Origin of the sequence: Leptolyngbya sp. AN02str (assembly GCF_050565595.1) — a bacterium.
Taxonomy (GTDB): Bacteria; Cyanobacteriota; Cyanobacteriia; order Elainellales; family Elainellaceae; genus Kaiparowitsia.
In genome coordinates, this window is sequence record NZ_JBNXVR010000024.1 from 42,492 (window position 1) to 65,807 (window position 23,316).

At 54.6% G+C, this 23,316-nt stretch carries 16 protein-coding genes; 11 read left to right on the forward strand and 5 right to left on the reverse strand.

Annotation, left to right across the window (positions count from 1 at the left end):
- Positions 1 to 220: 220 nt before the first annotated feature.
- Both ACQ4M4_RS17765 and ACQ4M4_RS17770 read left to right on the forward strand, forming a co-directional pair.
- Positions 221 to 1,378 (forward strand): histidinol-phosphate transaminase, encoded by a 1,158-nt coding sequence (locus ACQ4M4_RS17765; protein ID WP_430685786.1) that lies wholly within the window; start codon positions 221 to 223, stop codon positions 1,376 to 1,378.
- A 110-nt stretch (positions 1,379 to 1,488) separates the two neighbouring features.
- Positions 1,489 to 2,418 carry an SPFH domain-containing protein gene (locus ACQ4M4_RS17770; RefSeq protein WP_430685787.1) on the forward strand — a complete coding sequence of 310 codons (930 nt, stop codon included), beginning with the start codon at positions 1,489 to 1,491 and terminating at the stop codon, positions 2,416 to 2,418.
- A 122-nt stretch (positions 2,419 to 2,540) separates the two neighbouring features.
- Here the strand turns inward: ACQ4M4_RS17770 and folP are convergent, their stop codons facing one another.
- Positions 2,541 to 3,410, reverse strand: coding sequence for a dihydropteroate synthase (gene folP / locus ACQ4M4_RS17775; RefSeq protein ID WP_430685788.1), 870 nt, complete (start codon positions 3,408 to 3,410; stop codon positions 2,541 to 2,543).
- Between the two features lie 827 nt (positions 3,411 to 4,237).
- Between folP and ACQ4M4_RS17780 the strand changes: the two genes are divergently transcribed.
- The 5 genes from ACQ4M4_RS17780 (at position 4,238) to ACQ4M4_RS17800 (ending at position 15,833) form a co-directional block, all read left to right on the forward strand.
- On the forward strand, positions 4,238 to 8,989 hold the full coding sequence (locus tag ACQ4M4_RS17780) for a PAS domain S-box protein (RefSeq protein ID WP_430685789.1): 4,752 nt from the start codon (positions 4,238 to 4,240) through the stop codon (positions 8,987 to 8,989).
- Positions 8,990 to 11,017: a response regulator gene (locus ACQ4M4_RS17785; protein WP_430685790.1), complete on the forward strand. Its 2,028-nt coding sequence runs from the start codon at positions 8,990 to 8,992 to the stop codon at positions 11,015 to 11,017.
- A complete protein-coding gene (locus tag ACQ4M4_RS17790) occupies positions 11,014 to 14,217 on the forward strand; it encodes a response regulator (protein ID WP_430685791.1) in 3,204 nt (1,067 codons plus the stop codon). Before ACQ4M4_RS17785 ends, ACQ4M4_RS17790 begins: the two co-directional genes overlap by 4 nt.
- 65 nt (positions 14,218 to 14,282) lie before the next feature.
- Positions 14,283 to 14,654, forward strand: a complete 372-nt coding sequence (locus tag ACQ4M4_RS17795; RefSeq protein ID WP_430685792.1) for a response regulator — start codon at positions 14,283 to 14,285, stop codon at positions 14,652 to 14,654.
- 108 nt (positions 14,655 to 14,762) lie between these two features.
- Positions 14,763 to 15,833 (forward strand): adenylate/guanylate cyclase domain-containing protein, encoded by a 1,071-nt coding sequence (locus tag ACQ4M4_RS17800; RefSeq protein WP_430685793.1) that lies wholly within the window; start codon positions 14,763 to 14,765, stop codon positions 15,831 to 15,833.
- Positions 15,834 to 15,965: 132 nt separating this feature from the next.
- Here the strand turns inward: ACQ4M4_RS17800 and ACQ4M4_RS17805 are convergent, their stop codons facing one another.
- Positions 15,966 to 17,159, reverse strand: coding sequence for a hypothetical protein (locus tag ACQ4M4_RS17805; RefSeq protein ID WP_430685794.1), 1,194 nt, complete (start codon positions 17,157 to 17,159; stop codon positions 15,966 to 15,968).
- 243 nt (positions 17,160 to 17,402) lie between these two features.
- Positions 17,403 to 18,740 carry an amylo-alpha-1,6-glucosidase gene (locus tag ACQ4M4_RS17810; protein WP_430685795.1) on the reverse strand — a complete coding sequence of 446 codons (1,338 nt, stop codon included), beginning with the start codon at positions 18,738 to 18,740 and terminating at the stop codon, positions 17,403 to 17,405.
- 36 nt (positions 18,741 to 18,776) lie between these two features.
- Between ACQ4M4_RS17810 and ACQ4M4_RS17815 the strand changes: the two genes are divergently transcribed.
- From ACQ4M4_RS17815 to ACQ4M4_RS17825, 3 genes are all read left to right on the forward strand, one after another.
- Positions 18,777 to 18,938 carry a hypothetical protein gene (locus ACQ4M4_RS17815; protein WP_430685796.1) on the forward strand — a complete coding sequence of 54 codons (162 nt, stop codon included), beginning with the start codon at positions 18,777 to 18,779 and terminating at the stop codon, positions 18,936 to 18,938.
- A gap of 104 nt (positions 18,939 to 19,042) precedes the next feature.
- Positions 19,043 to 19,201 carry a hypothetical protein gene (locus ACQ4M4_RS17820; protein WP_430685797.1) on the forward strand — a complete coding sequence of 53 codons (159 nt, stop codon included), beginning with the start codon at positions 19,043 to 19,045 and terminating at the stop codon, positions 19,199 to 19,201.
- 41 nt (positions 19,202 to 19,242) lie between these two features.
- Positions 19,243 to 20,106 carry an HAD-IIB family hydrolase gene (locus ACQ4M4_RS17825; protein WP_430685798.1) on the forward strand — a complete coding sequence of 288 codons (864 nt, stop codon included), beginning with the start codon at positions 19,243 to 19,245 and terminating at the stop codon, positions 20,104 to 20,106.
- A gap of 32 nt (positions 20,107 to 20,138) precedes the next feature.
- Here ACQ4M4_RS17825 and ACQ4M4_RS17830 read toward each other — a convergent pair whose 3' ends face one another.
- Positions 20,139 to 20,618: a T3SS (YopN, CesT) and YbjN peptide-binding chaperone 1 gene (locus ACQ4M4_RS17830; RefSeq protein ID WP_430685799.1), complete on the reverse strand. Its 480-nt coding sequence runs from the start codon at positions 20,616 to 20,618 to the stop codon at positions 20,139 to 20,141.
- A gap of 24 nt (positions 20,619 to 20,642) precedes the next feature.
- The gene (locus tag ACQ4M4_RS17835) at positions 20,643 to 21,848 is read right to left on the reverse strand and encodes an MFS transporter (RefSeq protein WP_430685800.1); all 1,206 of its coding nucleotides are present in this window, start codon (positions 21,846 to 21,848) and stop codon (positions 20,643 to 20,645) included.
- A 683-nt stretch (positions 21,849 to 22,531) separates the two neighbouring features.
- On the opposite strand from ACQ4M4_RS17835, the gene ACQ4M4_RS17840 reads away from it, so the two are divergent.
- On the forward strand, positions 22,532 to 23,152 hold the full coding sequence (locus ACQ4M4_RS17840; RefSeq protein ID WP_430685801.1) for a hypothetical protein: 621 nt from the start codon (positions 22,532 to 22,534) through the stop codon (positions 23,150 to 23,152).
- Positions 23,153 to 23,316: the final 164 nt, after the last annotated feature.

Sequence of the window (23,316 nt, forward strand, 5' to 3'; positions counted from 1 at the left end):
GACGAGGAATGAATCACAGCTCAACTGGCCCGGAGAGACCAATTTTTGAAGCGCCAAAGCCGGAATTGAGCCGATGAATATACTGATCTCCATGTCTGGAGTGGGCGAGTCCGTACAGGACTAAAAATCATCTGGATTTTTTTGGATGATGGCTAGTGAAGCGACGTATCGTAATAAGAGTCAAGGTCAATAGATTGAACCACTCAATTGGATTAGGACTATGCTTTCGTTCATTCGTGCCGATTTGTCGCAGTTGGTTGCCTATACGCCGCACCCTGGTGGTGCCGAAGGGCATGCTGCCACACCCGAGCACACAGGCCAGATTGATCGGCTAGATACGAACGAAAGTCCCTATGATTTGCCTGATGAACTGAAACAAAAGCTGGCTTGGGCTTACCAACATGAGCTAGAGGCTAACCGGTATCCGGATGGAGGGCATGCAGCCCTGAAAGCGGCGATCGCCCACTATGCCAACGATTCAGCCCAGGTGGACTGGGTACAGCCAGAGCACATTTCGGTGAGCAGTGGCTCCGACGAGCTGATTCGCTCGTTGTTGATTGCCACGTGCCTGGGGGGCGAAGGCTCGATTTTGGTAGCAGAGCCCACATTTTCCATGTACGGCATTACTGCCAAAACGTTGGGCATACCCGTTGTAACAGTAGGCCGCGACGAGCAGTTTCAAATTGACCTAGCGGCTGCAAACCAGGCGATCGCCCATTCATCCTCTGTTCCGGTGCGAGTGGTGTTTGTGGTGCATCCCAACTCCCCAACGGGCAATGCCCTTACCGAGGCTGAGATTGAATGGCTGCGCCAGATTCCCGATACGGTGCTGGTGGTTATTGACGAAGCCTACTTCGAGTTTAGCCAAACCTCGCTGCTGTCGGAGTTGCCGCTCCATCCAAATTGGGTGGTTTTACGTACCTTCTCCAAGGCGTTTCGGTTGGCGTCGCACCGGGTGGGATATGCGATCGCCCATCCCGAACTCACTGCCACCCTTGAGAAAATTCGCCTGCCTTACAACCTGCCCAGCATGTCGCAAACGGCAGCACTACTCACGGTTAGCCAAGCCGAAACCTTGATGACGGTAATTCCCACCATTTTGCAAGAGCGCGATCGCTTATACCAACAGCTCACGACAGTTCACCAGTTGCGGGTATGGCCTAGCGATTCCAATCTGGTGTTTGTGCGGCTGACTTCCGATGCTGTAGCAGCCTCGGGGCGATCGCCCGAAGCGGCTTTGGATGCCGTCTTTCAATCGCTAAAACAGCAGGGAACCCTGGTTCGTAAAATTAGCGGTGGGCTGCGCATTACCGTTGGCAAACCCGAAGAGAATGAGCGCACGCTGGCTCATCTCGTCGTGGCCTTGCAAGCGCTGTAGCGATCGCCATCGGTCAAACCGGGAATTTTCGTAAGAACTCTTCGAGAAGAGATAGATTAGAAGTGAAATCCCACACTGGCAGTGGCATTCGCTGAAAAGGGTTTGGCCCGATGGAAATTGTGTTTGTTTTGGCCCTACTTTCGGTGGGCTATCTGGTTGGTTCTGTCAAAATTATTAACCAGGGAAACGAGGCATTGGTTGAGCGCTTGGGTCGCTTTCACAAAAAGCTTGGCCCCGGCCTCAACTACATCGTGCCGTTTCTAGACACGATTGTGCTGGAGGAATCTGTCCGGGAACGGGTCATTGATACCGAACCGCAGGAAGCCATTACTCGCGATAACGTATCGGTCGGGGTGGATGCGGTACTGTACTGGCGCATTTTGCAGCTAGAGCGCACCTACTACGCGGTAGAAGATGTAGAAGAAGCGCTGAAAAACCTGGTTACAACAACGCTGCGCTCGGAAATTGGCCGCATGCAGCTTGCGCAAACCTTCTCCTCACGCAACGAAATCAACCAATCGCTGCTACATCAGTTGGATGATGCAACGGCAAGCTGGGGGGTCAAGGTCACCCGAGTAGAAGTGCAAAACATTACTCCCGCCAAGACAGTCATGGATGCCATGGAACTGGAGCGCGCCGCCGAAAGTAAGAAAAAAGCGGCCATTTCGGAAGCCGAAGGGAAGAAGCGCGCCTCGATTGAAGAAGCCGAGGGGGCGGTACAGTCGATGCGGCTGATCGCCGAAGCGCTAAAGTCGCAAACCAACAGCCGCGAGATTTTGCAATATTTGGTGGCACAGCGCTATGTCGATGCCAACTACAAGCTGGGCGACAGCCCCAACTCCAAGATTGTGTTTATGGATCCGGGGCAGCTCAACGAAGCAATTACCAACTTGATGGATATCGATCAGCCTCCTGAAGGGCCAAATATTGGTAATGGGTCGGCCAATCCTAATACCGGTTCGACGATTCCCCTAGGGGGCAATGGCAATACCGGGACGGGCGGGCGTCAGGGCGGTGGCGATCGCAAAATGTCGAACTAATCTGCTCTAGCCCATTGCTCTAGCGAACTTGACGCATAAACCCAGTAAATCTGCTGCATGAGTGGTTGTATGGCTGATCTGTGCAACCACTGATGTTGTGGGGAGTTGTTCAGGCACAGGGTCTAGTCTTGATGGCTAGTCTGTCGCACGATCGCATCGGCTACGCGGGCCACATCCCACATTTCAGGCAAATCGTGAACTCGAAGGATGTCGGCTCCTCCGGCGATCGCCCCGTAGCATGCGGCGGCTGTTCCCCATACGCGCTGCTGTGGATCGGGCTGGTTGAGGATGTGGCCGATAAAGCTTTTGCGCGATACGCCCACCAGCAAAGGGCAGCCCAAGGTTTTGAACTGGGGCAAGCATCGCAACAGCTCCAAGTTTTGGGTGGCGGTTTTGGCAAAGCCAATGCCGGGATCTATCGCAATGTAGTGGGCCGGAATGCCAGCGGCGATCGCCGCCTCGACTCGTTCGTGCAGACTGGTGATGATGTCGCCGACCAAATCGGTATATTGAGTCAGCTGCTGCATCGTTTTTGGGGTGCCGCGCAGATGCATGAGCACAATGGGCGCGTTGAGCTGAGCCACGGTGGATAGCATGGCCTTATCAAAAGTGGCCCCCGAAATATCGTTGATGATGTTGGCTCCGGCAGCGATCGCCGCTTCTGCCACCGCTGCCTTGGTCGTATCGACAGAGATGGGAACCGTGAGCGGTGGGTAGCTTTCCCAGCCCGTACGAATGGCTTGAATGACCGGAGTCACCCGTCTCAGCTCATCCTCTAAGGACACATCTTCGGCATTGGGCCGGGTAGATTGTCCGCCAATATCCAGCACATCTGCACCACCCGCCACCAGTTGATGCGCCTGGGCGATCGCCGCTGCCAGTGAATCGAACCGCCCGCCATCACTAAAGCTATCGGGAGTGACGTTGAGTACGCCCATCAAGTACGTACGCGTTCCCCATATCCAGGGGTCTGTCGCGGGAAATGTCCACATTCACAACTCTCCAATTCATGCACTCATTATGGGTTGGGCACGGTACAGGCAATCGTCCAAAGATGACCGTTTAAGGATTACCGCCCAGGGGTTATCGTTACCACGCTACCGTTGGAAGGACAACGGGTTTCTGCTTGTAGCTCTGCGATCGCGGCCTCCATCAACGTCGCCATCCACAGGATTTGGATTTTAGGCACACCCCAAATTGAATACACTTCTTGGCTGTATCGTGGTGCAGAGCCATCACACAACGATGCAGGCTTCAAACAGCGATTCGTGCAGGAGGTCTACTGAACCAGCGTTTTGACGAACACAAGCGATCTCCGCAATTTCCAGCGGATCTCCCATCCCAAACTCTCGACAGACATAAAATTTGGTCAAGAAAAAGTCATGTTTTAGTCGAGAATACGGAGAATTTGGGCATTCTGTAATCAGCCTCAGATTACTCTAGCAACCAACTGGATAGGCCACTCGTATTTAACGAGAGCAGCCCCTAGCTGTGCAAATGAGCATGAGGTATGTGGTGCATCAAGGGTTGAATCGCGCAAAGCGTGTCTTAGAGCTAAACCCACGCCAGCCGTGTTGGGAAACTGCAAGTAGGCTAAAGCGGTAACAATGCTGCAATTGCTTTTGCATAACCGGGCAAGCCCAGCGGAAGGCAAGAGAACCCAACGGCCGGACGACGGCGACTGCGCAAGGGCCAAGGATATGGATGTTAGGGTTAGACACCCTTCAGAGCAAAACAGGCTGCTTGTTGATGGGTGCGATCGTCAACGCATGCTCATCTCAGTTTAAGTCTCGTTTTATTTAAGAGTATTGAAAGCACTATGAGAGCTGGAGCCCCCAAACGAACCACAGAGCAATTCAACTTGATTGCGCTGCTGCTGGTATTTGTATTGTCGTTTGCGGTGGTGGTTTACCAGCTCATGACCGAAATTAATGGGCAGCGATCCGTAGCCAAAGCCGAGATCGATGGCAATACCTACCTGGTGCCGCTTGAGCAGTTGTTGCAAGATGTGCCACAGGCGAAGCTTATGACTCAGCGGTGGGGCGATCGCACTGCCACCCAAGCGGAAGTATTGCAGGCCCATGCCCATGTGGCGGTGGATATGGCCGCGTTGCAAGATATGGATCGCCGCTATGGCGATCGCCTGGAGACTCACGCTGCGGTGGCCAAGATCGATCAACTCTGGCAATTGCTCAATCAAGACATTATCCGTGCGCCCCAGCCCGATGCATTCGATCCCAATGTATTGGACGAAGTGCAGCCGCGCTACACCCAACTTATCGATCACGTGCGATCGCTGGTGGCCTTGGTGGGCGATCGCTCTCACCTGATCCTAGATCCCAATTTAGACAGCTATTACCTCATGGATTCGGTCTTGCTCAAGCTACCAGAGCACCATGATTTACTGGCGCAGGTGCGGCAGTTGGGCGAGACACTGGTACTGCGTCAGGCCATGTCATCCGATGAAAAGGGCCGTTTGTTGAGCCGGATGGGGCTGCTCCAGGCCAACTTGGAAGCCACCAAGGTCGGAATTGGGGTGGCCCTATCGCACACAACCTCTCCAACGCTCAAGGTCAACCTAGAGGAACCCCTGCGGCAGGCTGAGAATACCAACGCGATCTTTTTGTCGGTGTTGAACCAGGCAATTCAACAGTCCAAAACCGTTCAAATTCAGCCCACGGCCTACGACCTGGGAGCCTACGAACAAGCGGCGATCGCCGCTATGCAGTCCAGCAGCACCCTGTGGCATCAAGCCTCGCAAGAGTTGGATGCACTATTGCGCCGACGCTTGCAAAACATCGCGCACAAAACTTACATGCTGCAAGCTTTTGGGCTGTTGGTGTTGGCACTCATTAGCTACGGCATTGTGGTGTTTCGGCACAACACGCGAACCCAAAGGCGCATTGAACAACGCCAGCAAACTCAGTATGCAATCACCCGAGCGATCGCCGACTTTACCACCCTGCCCCAAGCCACCCCCGCCATTTTGCAAGCCATCTGCCAGGGTATGAACTGGCAAATCGGTGAACTGTGGGTTTTTGATGACCTGAAAGAGCATTTGGAATTGGAAGGGCTGTGGCACACGTCCGAATGGGAAGCCGACCTGCTCTACACACCCGAATGGCGACAACCCCTACTTCCTGGCAAGGGATTACCCGGCCACATTTGGCAAACCAAAGCCCCCTGCCGCTGGGACATGGGGGCCAACGAACTTGTGGGACTGCGCAGCCAACTCATGCAGCAAATGGGACTCCAAGCAGTGTGGGGCTTCCCCGTTTGGGATAAAGAAACCGTGGTCGGTGTGATGTGCTTCTTTGGCCTAACCAGCCACCATGCCGATGTGGACTTGCAAGAGGTCATGCAAGCATTTGGCACCCAAATTGGCCAGTTTATTAAAACCAAGCAAGCAGAAGCATCATTTCGCCAAAGCGAAGAACTGCAACGTCTGGCATTAACAGCTGCACAGATGGGAGCCTGGGACTGGAATATCACCACGGGCGAAGAGCATTGGTCAAAGGAAGCCGAAATCCTCTTTGGCATGGAGCCTGGAGTGTTTCAAGGGTCGTATGAGGAATTCTTGCAGCGAGTGCATCCCGACGATCGCAGTACGGTGATGGCCGCACAAAATCGGGCGCTGTATGAGGGGGATTCCTACCATGCAGAGTTTCGCATCCTATGGCCAGATGGCAGCTTACGCTGGGTGACCAGCCAGGGCAATGTGATTCGCAATGAGCAAGGCGAGCCGCTGCAAATGTCGGGCATCACCATGGACATTACCGAGCGCAAAGCGGCGGAGCAAATGCTGCAACGCCAGCTTGCAGCGATCGAAGCCTCAGAAACGGGAATTGCGCTCTTGAATGCTCAGGGCGAATTTGTATATATGAACAGCGCTCATGCCTATATGTATGGGTACAGCCCCGATGAGCTAATTGGCAAAACTTGGCAAACTCTATACACCGATGCCGAACTCAGCCGCTTTCAGCAGGAGGTGATGCCGGAGTTTGCCCAGGTGGGGCGCTGGCGGGGCGAAGCGATCGGCCAACGAAAAGGTGGCAGCCCCATGGTTACCGAGGTGTCTCTCACCGGGCTAGCGGATGGCGGTTTGGTGTGTGTAGCGCAGGATATTACCCAACGCTTGCAAGCCGATGCGGCCTTGCGAGAGCGCGAAGAAAGGTTTCGATCGCTCTTGACCAATATTTCGGGAGCGGTGTATCGCTGTGCGATGGACGAATCCTGGACGATGGAGTTCATTAGCGATGCAATTCAGTCCATTACGGGCTATGAGGCTCAGGACTTTATTGGCAACTCGACGTTGGCGTTTGCGGCCCTGATTGTCCCAGAAGACCGGGTGGCGGTTGCCCGTGAGGTGGAGCAATCCCTGGCCGAAGAGCGACCCTATGAGCTGGAATATCGCATTTGCCATGCCGATGGCAGTTTGCGGTGGGTGTACGACAAGGGCCAGGGGATTGTAGGGGCCGATGGGCAGGTGGTATGCCTGGATGGGGTGATTGTGGATATGAGCGATCGCCGTCATCAGCAAGAGCGCCTGCGATTGCTGGAGTCGGTGGTGGTGAATACCAGCGATGCCGTTATGGTGACCGAGGTGAAGCCTCAAGACCCGGATCAGCTCAGCATTGTTTATGTGAATGCAGCCTTTAGCCGCATGACGGGTTACACCTCGGAAGAGGCTGTGGGCCAATCTCCCAACTTTTTGCTGGGACACAATACAAGCAAAACAGAAATTTTGCGGATTCAGTCGGCGTTGCTGCGGCAGCAATCGCTCAAGGCCGAGATGGTGAGCTATCGCAAAGATGGCTCAGAGTTTTGGCTCGATTTTGAAATGATTCCCCTAGCGAATGATCTGGGTGAAGTCACCCATTGGATTTCGGTACAGCGGGATATTAGCGATCGCAAGCAGGCCGAGGAAACGCTGCGCAAGAGTAAAGAAGCCGCCGAAGATGCGAACCATGCCAAAAGCCAATTTTTGGCCAACATGAGCCACGAACTGCGTACCCCGCTCAATGCCATCATTGGCTACAGCGAAATGCTACAAGAAGACGCAGACGATCTGGGCTATGGCGACATCGTGCCCGATCTGGAAAAAATTCGCGGTGCCGGAAAGCATTTGCTCGCCCTGATCAACGACATCCTCGACATTTCCAAAATTGAAGCTGGAAAGATGGAAGTGTACCTGGAGACCTTCAAGGTCTCTCAGCTCATTGCCGAGGTGCAGTCCACCATTCAGCCCGCCATGGATAAAAACGGCAACACCTTCCGGGTGGAGTGCGATCCAGCCATTGGCACGATGCATGCCGATCTCACCAAGGTGCGGCAATCGCTGCTGAATTTGCTGAGCAATGCTGCCAAATTTACCGAACGCGGCACTGTCACCCTGACGGTGCATCGGCAAACAGTGGGCGGGGCACAAACTGGGGTTCCATCTGCGTCTACGGTGTCTGATTCTGCCTTTGTTCTGTTTAAGGTCATCGATACGGGCATTGGCATGTCGGATGAACAGTTGCACAAGGTGTTTCAAGCCTTTACCCAGGCCGATGCTTCAACCACGCGCAAGTATGGTGGCACGGGTTTGGGGCTGGCCATTAGCCGTCGCTTTTGCCAAATGATGGGAGGCGACATTACGGTGGCCAGTGAACTGGGTCAGGGATCGACGTTTACCATCTGCCTACCGGTGGATGTAGAGATGCAGCAACCAATGCTGGAATTGGGGTCTGCAACCCGCACTCAGCGAACGGATGGGCAATGGCGGGATGAACTGCGCGCGATCGCCCAGGGCAGCATGGTGTTGGTGATTGACGACGACCCAGCGGTGCGAGAGCTAATGCAGCGCTATCTCACCCGCGAAGGATTTCAAGTGACAACGGCTGCCGATGGCGAAGAAGGACTTCAGTTGGCGCGATCGCTCCGTCCCGATGCGATTACGCTAGACGTGTTGATGCCCAACCTGGATGGGTGGTCAGTGCTATCAGCCTTTAAGACCGATCCCGAATTGGCGGATATTCCGGTTGTGGTGATGACCATTGTGGATGCCAAAAACAAGGGCTTTGCACTCGGTGCATCCGATTACTTGACCAAGCCCGTCGATTACCACCGGCTAACGGCGGTGCTGCGCCACTACCAGCCAGCTGCCGACAGCAATACTCCCCCTGGTCGGGTTCTATTGGTGGAAGATGATCCCACCATTCGCATTATGTTTCGGCGCATGCTAGAGCGCGAAGGTTGGACCGTGGCTGAAGCCGAAAATGGTCGAGTCGGGCTGGAGCGCGTGGCCCAGCAGCAGCCCAATGTGATTCTGCTGGATTTGATGATGCCAGAAGTGGACGGCTTTCAGTTCATTTCCCTGCTGCGGCAAAACCCCCAGTGGCGATCGCTCCCCATTGTGGTCGTCACAGCACTCGATCTCACCCCCGCCGACCTGCTGCACCTCAACGGCTACGTTGAACAGATTTTGCAAAAAGACGCCTACGACTGCGACCAACTGCTGCGAGAAGTGCATGAGCTGGTGGTGACCTGCATTCGCCATCACCGCCAAAAATCCGGGGAGGCGCTTTAAATGGAACCGGGCTGGGGTGCGGTCATGGTGGTGGATGATGACCCAACGATGGGGCTCTATGCCTCGCGCCAAATTCGGCAAATTGTGGGCTCGGTCACGGTGGCACAGTCGGGGCCAGAAGCGCTGGCTCTGCTCAAGGCGCAATCCTTTGACTTGTTGCTGCTGGACATCATCATGCCCAAAATGAATGGCTATCAGGTTCTCGAAGCCATCCGAGCCGACGCCGACCTCCCCCAGTTGCCGATTCTGGTCATTTCCTCAGCCGATGACCTGGAGGGTGTGGTGCGCTGCATTGAGCTGGGTGCCGAGGATTATCTGGTCAAGCCGCTGAACCCAGTGCTGCTGCGGGCCAGAGTGGCCGCCTGCCTGGAACGCAAGTGGCTGCGCGATCAAGAGCAAGCCTATCTGCGTCAGCTAGAGGCCGAAAAAGCCGCTGCCGAAGCCGCAAACCGGGCCAAAAGTATCTTTTTGGCGAATATGAGCCATGAGCTACGCACGCCGCTCAACGCCATCATGGGCTATAGCGAAATTTTGAAGGAGGATGTGTCGGCAGAGGGGTGTGAGTTCTTGGTCCCTGATCTCGACAAAATTCACCAATCGGGCCAACATTTGCTGGGTTTGATCAACGATATTCTGGATATTTCCAAACTTGAGGCGGGGCGGGTAGAGCTAACGGCCACGCAGTTTGCGGTGGCGGATCTGGTAGAGGCGGTGGTGCAGTCGGTAAAGCCCAGTGCGATCGCCAAGGGCAATACGCTCCAAGTTCACTACCAGGCAACGTTGCCGCCGCTACATACCGACCTGGGCAAAGTACAGCAAATTTTGTCCAATTTGTTGAGCAATGCGGCCAAGTTTACCGAGCAGGGCACCATTACCTTCACGGTAGACGAAACGGTGGAGGAGCGATCGCCCACGGATGCGGCAAACTCTGGCAAACTCCAGCCCCCTCGCATTCGCTTCAGCGTGGCAGACACGGGCATTGGCATGGCCCCCGATGCCCAAGAGCAAATTTTTCAAGCCTTTACTCAGGTGGATGACTCGACCACGCGCAAGTATGGCGGCACGGGTCTGGGGCTGGCCATTAGCTATCGCTACGCTCAGCTTTTGGGCGGCAGCATCACCGTAGAGAGTACGCCAGGGGTAGGATCGACCTTTGTGCTGGATCTTCCCCTTACGTTGCCCAACCCCGCTTCCTCACCTTCCGAAAGCCTGCCCCCTGAACCCGCTGGCGACCCTGAGCCGCGTTCGAGTGGACTAGTGCTGGTGATTGACGACGACCGGGCCGTACGCGACTGGATGGTGGAGCGGCTGAACCAGCAAGGTTACCGGGTGATTACGGCTTGGGGTGGCAAAGAGGGGCTGCGGCTGGCGCGAGACGTACGCCCCGACTGGATTGTGTTGGACATGCTGATGCCCTCGCTAGAAAGCTGGGCGGTGCTGTCAACCCTGAAGTCCGAAAGGGCGCTGGAAACGATTCCCGTGGTGATGATGGCAACAAAGATGCCCCCAGTGAAGCTAGAGTCTTCGGCGCGATCGCCCTCGGGGTATGGCTTAGGGCTGATGGAACTGGTGTTGCCGGGGCAAGGGCATCGGTTGGTGGCGCACCTAGAACAGTTGGCCAACCCTGCCGATACACCGGTGCTGCTGTACCATCCCGATGAGGTGACCCGGCACCGGTTGGCCACGCCGTTGCAGCAAGCGGGCTGGCGCTGCATCGAGGTTGAGAATTCTGGAGATTGGCCTGAGCAGGCAACTGGTCAGGCTCCAGCGGTGCTGCTACTAGACTTACTGCAACTCAGCAAAGAGGGATTTCACATCATTGAGCAGGTGCGGCGGCAGAGCCTGCGTCCGGTCAGGGTGGTGGCGATCGCCACCCGAGAGCTCACCCCAACCGACCACTCACGACTGAATGGGCGCATCGAACAATTTGTGCAATTTGTGCAACACGAACCCACCTCCAGGCGATCGCTCGACGAGCACCTGCCCTATCTCATTCCCGTATCTCCGGCTTATCCAAACGTGTTATGAAGTTTCGCATCCGAATTTTGGTCAATGTGATGTTGCTGTTGGCGGCTACGGTGGCCGTTACCACAGGGGTATTAGCCTGGGGAACGCGGCAGTCGATTCTGGCACAAACCGAGCAAGACGGCATTTTACTGGCCCAGTTTTTAGCCCGCATGACGCGCTTTGCCGATCGCGTGCCGGAAGAAGTGGACGATATGATTGGCGAGCAAATGATAGGGCAGGCCATGTTGGCGAGCCATTTGGTAGCGATCGCCGAGCAAGCAGGCCTCACCCCAGAGCAAATTAGCGAACACCTGCGCCAAGTTGCCGAAACAACCCCCATCGACGAATTTTGGATTACTGATGAGCGCGGCAATGCTTACATTCGCAACCTGCGCTCGGTAAACTTTACGTTTGACCCCGATCCGGCTAAACAACCCCAGGCCAGTGCCTTTTGGCCGCTGCTAACAGGAGAGAAAGGGGCCGTCATTCAAGAATCGCGACGACGCGAAATTGACGATCGTGTGTTTAAGTACGCGGGGGTGAGCGGGCTTGACAAGCGGCGAATTGTGCAAGTGGGGCACGAGGCCAACATTTTGGGGCGGCTTCAACAGCAGATTGGTTTGCAGCGGTTGGCCAATGAACTGGTGGATGGAAGAACTGTGGTCGCGGTGCGAATTGTGGATCGCACGTTGCAAAACCGGGCGCGAGCCGTGACCTCTAGCAGCGAAAACAATGCCAGTTTGAGCGATCGCGATCGCCAAATGCTTCAGCAAGTCATCAGTGGTGGCACCATTATGACCGGGCTAGATGGTGAGCTGCTCAAGGTGATGGCTCCCATTTTGGACGAGAATCGCCAAGTCACAGGAGCCACATTAGTTTACTTATCGACCAGTAGCTTGCGGACTGCGGCGTTTCGCGATCTGCGGCGGGTGGCCACCATCTCTGCCGGAATTTTGGCGATGGGAATGCTGGCCTCGCTGGTGCTGTCGCAGCGGGTAACTGAATCTGTGGATCGCTTAACCGCCGCCGCCAGTGATTTAGGCACTCAACGGTTTAACCCCGAAACGCTCAAAACCCTAGCCCAACGCCCCGATGAGCTGGGTTCTCTGGCGCGTGTGTTTTTGCGGATGGCCCAAGAGGTTCGCGATCGCGAACAAAGCCTGCATGAAGCCAAAGATGACCTACACCGCCGCGAAGAATACTTTCGTGCCCTCATTGAAAACGCATCCGACATTATCGCCATCCTGACGCGTGACGGCACTGTACGCTATAGCAGCCCCTCCTTACAATCTGTGCTGGGCTACAGTCCAGCGCATTTCACCGAGACGATGCAGGCTCATTCGGTAGAGGGCGATCGCTCTATGCCGTCGTTTCTGTCGATGGTGCACCCCGCTGATCTGCCCGCCGCCAAGCAATTCTTTACCGAAACGTTGCACCAATCGGGAGTGACACGCCCCTTCGAGCTGAGGTTTCAACATCGAGATGGCCACTGGTGCGTGCTCGAAGCCGTGGGGAATAATCTGCTCAACAACACCGCCGTATCAGGCATCATCCTATACTTGCGCGACATTACCGAGCGCAAACGGGCCGATGAACTGCTGCGCGATAAAGAAACCGCCGAAAAGGCCAATCGGGCCAAGAGCCAGTTTTTGGCCAACATGAGTCACGAACTGCGCACCCCGCTCAATGCCATCATTGGCTACAGCGAAATGCTGCAAGAAGAAGCAGAAGACTTGGGTCAGCCCGAGTTCGTGCCCGATCTGCAAAAAATTCATGCTTCGGGACGGCACCTGTTGGCGCTCATCAACGATATTCTTGACCTGTCCAAAATCGAGGCAGGTCGTATGAACCTGTACCTAGAAGACTTTGATGTGGCGGACTTGATCTATGGCGTACAGTCCACCATTCAGCCGGCCATGGACAAAAACCACAACACTTTTGTCGTACAGTGTGACGCCAGCATTGGCAGCATGCACGCCGACCTGACCAAAGTTCGCCAAAACCTGCTGAATTTGCTGAGCAATGCGGCCAAGTTTACCGAGCGTGGCACTGTCACCCTGACTGTAGAACGGGTGCAAAATTCTGCACCCAAGTTTCGGCGCACACCAGATGCCACCATGGCATTGCAACCCGAGTCTCTCATCCAGTTTCGCGTGGTGGATACAGGCATTGGCATGTCAGCCGACCAAATTGAGCGCGTCTTTCAAGCCTTTACCCAGGCCGATGCTTCGACCACCCGCAAGTATGGCGGTACGGGACTGGGGCTAGCGATTACCCAGCGGTTTTGCCACATGATGAATGGCGACATTGCTGTGACGAGTGCGATCGGAACGGGCACCACCTTTACGATGACGTTGCCGAGCGATCTGGTACCTCTGGCACCAGAAGAAGCCTCTAGCCAAGCGTCGGGATTGCGGTGTGGACCAGTTCCCGGCGAGGAGGATGCTCCGGTGGTGCTGGTGGTGGATGATGACCCAACGGTGCATGATCTGATGCGACGCTACTTGTCAAAGGAGGGCTACCGTGTGGAAGGAGCACTGAGCGCCGAGGAGGGGTTGCAAAAGGCGCGATCGCTCCATCCGATTGCCATTACGCTCGATGTGATGATGCCCCAGATGGATGGCTGGGCTGCGCTGACCCTGTTTAAGCAAGACCCGGAATTGTTGGATATTCCGGTGATTATGCTGACGATGGTGGACAACAAGCAGATGGGCTATGCCCTGGGTGCAGTGGACTATTTGGTTAAACCCATTGACCGATCGCGCTTGTCGATGGTGTTGCGTAACTATCGCTGCGATCGCCCTCCCTGCCCGGTGCTGTTGGTAGAGGATGATGCCGTTACTCGCATGATGATGCGCGCCATGCTGGAGCGTGAAGGCTGGTCGGTGATCGAGGCCGAAAACGGGCGCGTTGCGCTGGAGTTGCTCCAGCAGCAGCAGCCCGAGCTCATGCTGCTGGATTTGATGATGCCTGAACTAGATGGCTTTGGGGTGGTAGAAGCGCTCCAGCAAGATGACCAGTGGCGATCGCTGCCCGTCATTATCATTACGGCCCAATCCATCACCCCCGATGAACAGCTTCGTCTACAGGGTGGGGTTGAGCGCATTTTGCAAAAAGGAGCCTACAGTCAATCTGAGCTGATGACCACCATTCACAAACTGGTGCTGGCCAGCCAGCGTAACCCACGACTCAGGGGCGATCGTTCCGTTTCATCGAACTAATCCATCCTTCAACGTCCATCCTCTTTTCAAACTCAATCCTCTTTTCAAGCTCAATCAAGCGCGCGATGCCGAAAATTCTATTGGTAGAAGACAATGAAATGAACCGCGATATGCTGTCGCGTCGGCTCATCCGGCGAGGCATCGAAGTTGTCGTAGCCATAGATGGGGCACAAGGAGTTGCCCTGGCCCGGACCGAGCAACCTGACCTGATTTTGATGGATATGAGCCTCCCCGTTTTAGATGGCTGGTCGGCCACCCGCCAGCTCAAAGCCGATGCCCATACCCAATCCATTCCGGTGATTGCCCTCACGGCGCACGCCATGGCCGGAGATCAGCAAAAATGTATAGAGGCAGGCTGCGATGAATATGACACCAAACCCGTCGATTTTTTGCGACTAATGGGTAAAATTCAAGCACTGCTAGGGGATGGGCAGTGAGCCAAAATCCGTTTGGTTACCCCCTGTTAATAGTGGATGGTTAATAGTGGATGCAACCTGGATGGTTCATCTGAGATTTGGATCTTCTCCAATGGAGTTGGTGTCAGCATGATGCACGAACAGGGGGCCGTTTTAGTTGTCGATGACAACGAGATGAATCGCGATTTATTGTCTCGGCGGTTGCAGCGCCAGGGGCATCAAATTGTAACGGCTGACAATGGTAAAGATGCTCTCGATAAAATGCGATCGCACACCTTTGACCTAGTGCTGCTCGACATTATGATGCCGGAAATGAACGGCTATGAGGTGCTGGAGTACATTAAGCAAGATCCCGACTTGCGCCACATTCCCGTCATTATGATTTCCGCGCTGGATGATATTGACAGCGTTGTGCGCTGCATTGAGCTTGGGGCAGAAGATTACCTATTCAAGCCCTTTAACCCCACGATCTTGAAGGCGCGCATTGGAGCCTGTCTGGAAAAAAAACGATTGCGAGATCAGGAGCAGGCGTACCTGAAGCGACTGGAAGACGAGCAGGAAAAGTCGGAAAAGCTGTTGCTCAACATTTTGCCGTGGGCGATCGCCGAACAGCTGAAGCAAGGTGCCCAAACCATTGCCGATAACTTTGCCGAGGTAACTGTGCTGTTTGCCGATTTGGTCAACTTTACCGAATTGGCGTCCCATTTGCCTCCTACAGATTTGGTCAAGCTATTGAACGAAATTTTCTCCACCTTTGACCAGTTGGTAGAAGCCCATGGGTTGGAAAAAATCAAGACCATTGGCGATGCGTACATGGCGGTGGGTGGGCTGCCCACACCCCGACCCGACCACGCTGAAGCTGTGGCTAATATGGCGCTGGACATGCAGCGTGCGATCGCCGAGCTGAGCCACTCGCCCCTATATCCCTTTCGCGATCGCCCCCTGCAAATTCGTATTGGCATTAACACTGGCCCCGTTGGAGCCGGAGTCATTGGCACCAAAAAGTTTAGCTACGACCTGTGGGGCGACACCGTCAACATTGCCAGCCGCATGGAGGCGCTGTGCCTACCGGGCTACATTCAAGTCGCCCCTAACACCTACGAACGCTTGCACAAACGCTACCAGTTTGAGCGGCGCGGCTGTATTGATGTCAAAGGCAAAGGCGATATAGAAACCTATTTTTTACTAGAAGCCTTGTAGCGTTTGATCTGCTGCGGGGCACCCCGTCAGAACCTGAGTTTTGGATAAGCTGAAGTGCCCATTTTTGCGTGCGCGTCGCGCACGCAAAAATGGGCTTGTCTGAGGTTTGCGCGACGCGCAAACCTCAGAGCGCTAGCACGGCTTATCCAGCGCATCGACCAGCTTTTGCATAATTCCAGGAATGCCCACCTCTACCCGCTGCCAGTCGGGAATGAGTGGCGACCCAAACGGATAGCGCTTAAACTCATCAAACGCCTTATCCAGCGCACGGGCAAAGGCTTCAACCGCACTAAATTCTTGATGCAGATCATGTTCAAGCAGATCGTGCATTTCAGCAAACGCCTCATACACATCCACGGCTCGCCGCGCATGAATCAAATAGGTAAATTTGAGCGTACGGGCAAACTCGCTGGTCAGGACAATCCCCTGGGATGAGAGCTGGGTAAAAAAAGTACGGGCAATGTCGGCCACCATCTTTTGCAGGCCAACATGGCTATCGGAACCAACCTGCTGGTGCTTGTGGTCGTAGCGTGGGGTCAACTCAACCTGGCACACCCGCGGCACCCGAAACAAACGATAAATTTCGGATAAAATTCCAACTTCGATGCCCCAGTCAGACGGGAACTGCATTTCTTGCGCGTTGCTAATAAAGGTGGCAAATTCGCCCGATAGGGGATAGCGAAAATCGCCCATGTAGTCCAAAAAGTCTAAATTTCCTAAGACTTCTTTCAGCGATCGCACAAAGGGATAGTAGAACAGTCGAACAACGCGACCATACAGGCGATCGCCATACCGCGCATAAAACCCCTTGGCAAACTGGTAGCGCAACTGCACCACCGTATACAACAACCGCACCAAAAAGCGTCGGTCATACGTCAAAATATCGGCATCATGAAAGGCCAGCACCGCCACATCCTGCTTGGCGATCGCATATCCCAACGCCGTCCATACGGCGCGTCCTTTGCCCCGTGGCCCCAGCGGCAGCAAATCATCAATCTCGCGCAGCACACTCTCCACACCGGGGGCATCATTCCACAGCAGCCGATTTTTTTCACCCAAAGGCGCAACAATCTGTTGTGCTTGTCGAAACTCATCAGAATTGGCTCGATCCAGGCTGATGTAGACCTGCTGGACAAACTCCATCTGCGCCAACTCTTTGATGATGTTGGCCATGGCTGGACTGGCCAAATCGGTGTACAGCGCTGGAATAAGCACCCCAACCGGAATGCGAGCAGAGGCCAGCAACAGACGCTTCTCCATGGCATCCATCGCATCGTGCTCAAGCAGCGTAAACGTCGGGACACGGTTGAGATGAAAATCGGGCATGGTAGTTGCAGCAGCAGGTGAACTCGTCAGCGTGCCCATGGCAACAGCCAACGGCAGCGCTCGCTAGAACCATACCATGCTGTCAAAGTTCGAAGTATTCCACACAATACATCCAGAACCGGACATCCAAAATCGGCCCAATCCCTGCAAAGATAGCCTTCCCAAGGTCATGCTTTCGCCCCGTTCGCACGTCCCAAAAGCACACCCTCAAGTCTGCGCAGCCAGCCCCCCACAGACATGACTCTAGGCGCGGCGTTGGAGTGGACGAACCGCCGATTCTTCCATGAGAAAATCAAGCAGCAAAGCCGCTGTCCAGGAGAAGTTGGCCGAGCCCAGCCCTTCGCCCGTCACCGGGCTAAAGTATTCATGAAAGCCTGCCCGCTCCACCAGTTCAATGGATGCCGCTTTGAGATTTGCGGCTTCGTGAACAAAGCCATAGTGCCGTAAGCCCTGACACAGTAGCCAGTTCAGGTTAATCCACACCGGGCCGCGCCAGTAGCGTTCATGGCAAAACGCAGCTTCGTGGCGGCTACAGGTGGGGATCATCCAGCCCTGGTTAAACCGAAATCCGCTGGAGTGCATGGCAGCCAGCATCGTTGCAGCCTGGGTTGCATCAGGAACTTGAGCATACAGAGGCAAAAATCCGGCAGCAACCTTCACGGCGATGGGGGTTTGAGCCACAAGGTCGTAGTTTTGGTAAAGCCCTAGTTGGGAGTTCCACAGTTTGTGGTTGAGGCTGTTGGCAGTTTGGTTGGCCCAGCTGAGATAAGGTGCAGGGTCGTGATGCAAAATTTGGGCGATCGCCCCTAAATCGCGGCTGGACTGTACCAGCAACGTATTGAACAACACATCTTGCACCATAAAGGGACAATCGGCTCGCAGGTTGGTTTCGTGGTAGTCATGCTGCCGCGCCTTTACCATCAGGTAAACGTAGCGATCGTAATCCAGATTGCTGGGTCGGTTGGAGATATTCACCTCGTGAGTATCGACCCGTTGATAGGCGGGGATTGCACTGGGATCAGGCAAGATTCGCTCCATCACGGCATCCCACAGGGGCGAATTGTCCTGTCCCGATTCCCACGGATGGCGGATATACACTAGCCCATTTCCTTCGGGGTTGCGGTCGCGATACAGATACTGGTGCCACGCCACTAATTTGGGAAACAGCTCGGTCAAAAATGCTCGCGCCTGGGCGGGATCGGTCGCGTGGCGATAAATATGAAGTGCAGCGGTGGCATGAACTGGAGGCTGCACAATGCCTGAGGTGGCGACGGCTTGGGGTGCATGAGGCGATCGCTCTGTTTGCCAATAATCGGGACCCGGAAAGTACGCTCCCACCAAACCAGGACGAAACACAATATGGGGCAACAGCCCGTTGCTCCACTGCCCACGAAACAGCGATCGCAGCTCTTGCATGGCTTGCTCTTGGTGATAGTGCGCATACCCCATGGCAATAAAGGCCGAATCCCAACTCCACTGGTGGGGATATAAGCGTGGGGCAGGCTTGGTGGCTTTGCCTGTCCAGTTTTGTTGTAATACCTCTTTAGCTTGATTTACGAGAGAGAGCTGGTTGTGGATCATGGTGAAGTATGGAAAAGCGTTGAAAAAAATTGCTGAATGGATCAAACGCACGAAGGCAAACCCAACCGAATCGAACCCATCGCAAACCTGGATCAACTGGCAAAGTATCCGGCTGGCACAAAACCAGCTACGAAACCCAGTTCGTCTACTGGACAGCCCATTTGGGCGATCGCGGTGCACGCTTGTTTGGCTGGCTGACTCTATTTACGGTTAAAAATAGTTGGCTACGCTACAGACAAAAGGGTGAAAAATCTATCCAATAACGTCTAAACGCACCAAATGAAGAACCATATCGTGGTGCAATGTCAGGGATTGTCAACACAGCGATCGCCAACACCCATTTGCCAACCAGCAGGCGCGATCGTTCTGGTGAATCCAGGTCCAACCCAAAGACGACTGCAAGAGAGAAATGGTTGCAGTTCATGTTGCGGTTGATGTCGATGGTCATTCAGCGGCGCTGAAGTGTTGACAATCCTAGCTATCCATCTCAGAAGGTATTGAAGTGTTTATCATTTTTACCGACTTAGACGGCACGCTGCTAGATGCCGATGACTACAGTTTTGAAGCGGCACAGCCGATGCTGACCGTGCTCAAACAGCAGCAGATCCCCATTATTCCCGTAACCAGTAAAACTCGACAGGAAGTGGAATTGCTGCGCCAGCATCTCGACCTGAGCGAACCGTTTGTTGTCGAAAACGGCAGTGGCATTTTTACAGATGCCAGCGATGAGCGGTTTCAACTGGCCGACGCGGAAGCGGTGGATCAATACCACATGCTGCGGTTGGGGTGCAGCTACGCCGAAGCCCGCGAGGGCTTGCAGCAGTTGTCGCACGCATTAAGAACCGAGCTACGCGGGTTTGCCGACCTGAGCGAGGCCGAAATTCAAGAGATGACAGGTCTACCCTTAGCCGATGTGGCGCGCGCCCAGGCACGCGACTTTACCGAACCGTTCATTACGCCTCGGCATATTGAGCCTGAGCATTTGGAAGCAACGGTGGAAGAGTTGGGGTTTCGTGTGGTGGTGGGCGATCGCTTTTCCCATTTGATTGGGAAACAAGCGGGCAAAGGAGAAGCCGTAAAAGCCTTGACTGAACGCTATTCTGCCAATATGCGTGCCAATGCCACAAGTGGCTCCAGCTCCGGCGCGGTTACCACCATTGGCCTAGGCAACAGTCCCAATGATTTGGGATTGCTGGGTGCGGTGGATGTTCCGATTATTGTGCCGGGTCGAAACGGTCCCCATCCCGGATTGCTGGGCAAAAACTGGGCGATCGCACCCTATGCCTATTCCAAAGGCTGGGCAGCGGCAGTAAGCCAAATTTTGGAACAGAAAAGTACCCAACTCATGGGGCGGGCAATCCACTAGCATCAGTTTTGGATAAACTCTTTCAATTCCCTTTAGTCCAGCGGACGATCACACGCCCGCTGACCACCAAACTTTTGGGTAATGAGGTCGTCGTAGGTGTCGGCAATGGTCACCACTGACAAAATGCAGGTTTGTAGCTCCATCAGGTCCATACTCTCGCCACCCAAGACGCTGTGAGCAAAAAAGATCTCGCCCTGCTTGCCCAATTGAAAGGCTCCAAACCGCATGCGATGGTTTTCGTTTAGCAAAAACTCCATCAGTTCAGCCGACATCTGGCTGCCTATCGTCACGCAGCTCCATGCCTTCACGATGGTTAGTTCCCGTTCCTCCCAGGGATGCACTTCCCAATCCAAAATTTCCACATCCACATGGGCCGAGCCATAGGTGAGGTGAAAGCGTGGCTCATCAGCTGCGGTGCGCATTGTGTCCTTAAACAGGTTGGACTTGTTGAGGTAGTCCTTCACCTTGTCGTAGGTGTGGGCTTGGGTTTCGGTTGCAAATTCGAGAGGCATAGCGAATCGGGGTGAGGTGGAAGGTCAACGAGCAGAGCGGGATAGGGGCGATCGCACGGTGGACCGAAGGCGCGATCGCATTAACCATAGCACTGCCACCAGCACCGCAAGCAGCAGCGGCAGGCTGGCCAGGTTCACAGCTCCCCAGCCCAATTGCTCCAGCAATTGCCCCGATAAAAAGGTTGATAGCGCCACAAAGCCCATCATCAAAAAGTCGTGCATTGCCTGGGTTTTGGCTTCTTCGGTTGGGATGTAGGTTTCGGTGAGCAGCGTGCTGGAGCCCACAAACATAAAGTTCCAACCAAGCCCCAGCAGCGTGAGCGCAATGTGAAAATGCTCCACACTGGTACCCGCCAAGTTAATGCCAACACAGGCCAGATTGAGCAATACGCCGCACAGCACAATGGTAAGCACGCCAAACCGGGCAATCAAAAATCCGGTGAAAAAGGATGGGGCAAACATACCCAGCACATGCCACTGAATGACCGAAGCAGCAGAGTGAAACGGATGGGCAATCGCCACCATGGCCAATGGAGTTGCCGTCATCAGCAAGGCCATCACCCCATAGCCCACCATGCTGCCCAATACCGCCACGCGAAAGGTTGGCTGTTGGGAAATTTGTGAGAGCGATCGCCCAATGGTTTGCTGTTCGCTGGGCAACGGTTGAGGAATCTTGACGAGGGCCAGCAGCGGCAGGGCCAGCAGTTGCAGCACCACAATCGCCAAAAAGGAGCCGACAAACGCCGCATTCGGAAACCAGTCTTTGGAAACATTGGCCAGATTGGGCCCTAAGACCGCTGCTACAACTCCGCCAGCTACAACTAGCGAAATCGCCTGCGCCCGAAACGAATCTTCGGCAGCATCGGCAGCGGCAAAGCGGTAAAAGCCTGAAAATCCGTTAAACACACCAACTAGCACCGTCGCCAAGCAAAATAGCGGAAAGCTTTTGACAAAAATGGCGATCGCTCCCAACCCTGCGCCCACCATCCCAATGACAGTCCCCACCCCAAACCCGAGCGATCGCCCCACTCGCTGCATCAACAGCGAAGCAGGAATCGTTGCCGCCATCACGGCAAGCTGTAGCAGCGCCAGCGGCAGCGTCGCCAAAGCCGGATTGGCAGACAGTTCGCGCCCCACCAGGGCCGCCACCGTAAAGAGCAAGGTCATGCTTGTAGCAGCCAAAGCCTGACACACAATCAGCATGGCGACAGTCTGTTTCGCTCGGTTCATCGTTCCATTCCGTATTGGGGCTCACACAGGTAGATGGTGTTTCGGACGCGACGCCCCAAACCCTCCAAAAAATTTAGGACAGGGCACCACGTGCTTGAGTCCTGCCGCAAACAGGGGTGGCTTCGAGCAGGATTCAGGCGAGATTCAGGCGGGATTTCGATTGAGAAATCTCTGGGAATGCAGTGACAACCTCAGTTCAGGTTGGTTCATTCTGCTCATTACCCGTCAAACACCACCCACAAAACTAGTATTTTGACAGGCTGCAAAACCCCGAAAATGGTGATTTATGCGGTTTTGATAGGTTCGCAACCTATCAAAACCCGCGTGGCAGAGTACTAGTCAGCCCTAAGCATAAAAATCTGTCGCGGCTGTAGCTTCCTACCGTTGGGTGAGTGTAAACCCATCTGTAACAAGCACCGTCAAATCTGGAAAACATTATTTAATCAACGTTGCTCATAAAGATGCGCGTGCTACATTCCGGTCGAGAGCGTTCTGATTTTTGAGCATCACTCCTTAGTTTGGATGCCCAATTGGATGCCCAAGTTGTATTGGGGCAATTTGTTATGCGTTACCGCCTGGCTAGAGCTTGGCCCACGGCACATGGCACGTGTTGGCCCAATCGCGACAGTTCTGGAGCTGCTATCAGAACGTTGTTGATGTTGTACCGATAAGCAATGAGCCCTATGAAAAAACAGCTTTGTGCCCTCTTTTCTGTTGCGCTGGGTGTGGTGCCTGCGCTGCCCGCCCTCAGTTCTGACTTTGCACCCGAAGCGGCGATCGCCCCTGCAACAGAATCTTTTGAAGTCGCCCAGCAAACGGGAGATATTCCCGTGTCGGAGCGGCCCTCCTATGTCAACACCTGCCGTTCCAGCGGTGCTTCTGTCCTCAACGTTACGCTGGATAGCCGCCAAACCCGTCCTTTGCGCCAAATTCAGCCTTACACCCGCATTGTTTTGAGCGGTGTGCTGGCTCCAGGTGTAGCCCAAATTCGTGAGCCTGTTGCAGGCTGGGTGCCCTCGGCAACCCTGCTAACGAACTGTGATGCGGGGCCTGTCACTAGCAACCCTGGGCAGTGCTATCAAGTGTTGGCCGATGCATTGCAGGTGCGAACTGCGCCCTATGGCGACTACCGCGCCACAGTAGTGCGCGGAACGCGCGTGTATGCAGGCAATCCACCACAGCGCCAAACCACATCGGATGGTCGCCGCTGGCTGTATGTATATGACGCGCCTTCAACAGCCTTGGGGTGGTTATCGGAGTCGGGATCTGGTGGTGTAGGCAGCAATCTAGGCGCCTGTTCCTAGGGTTATTTAAATTCTGCTGGTTAGGGTAAATTCTGTCGGAATTTACCCTAACTAGAGTTTTAACGTTTCAGGTTTTGCAGATAGGTTTTGCACAAAGGGCGAAGTCTTATCTTGCTTAATGGCAGTTTCGGTTAAGAATCTTTTTGAAGTAACCCTCAGAATCG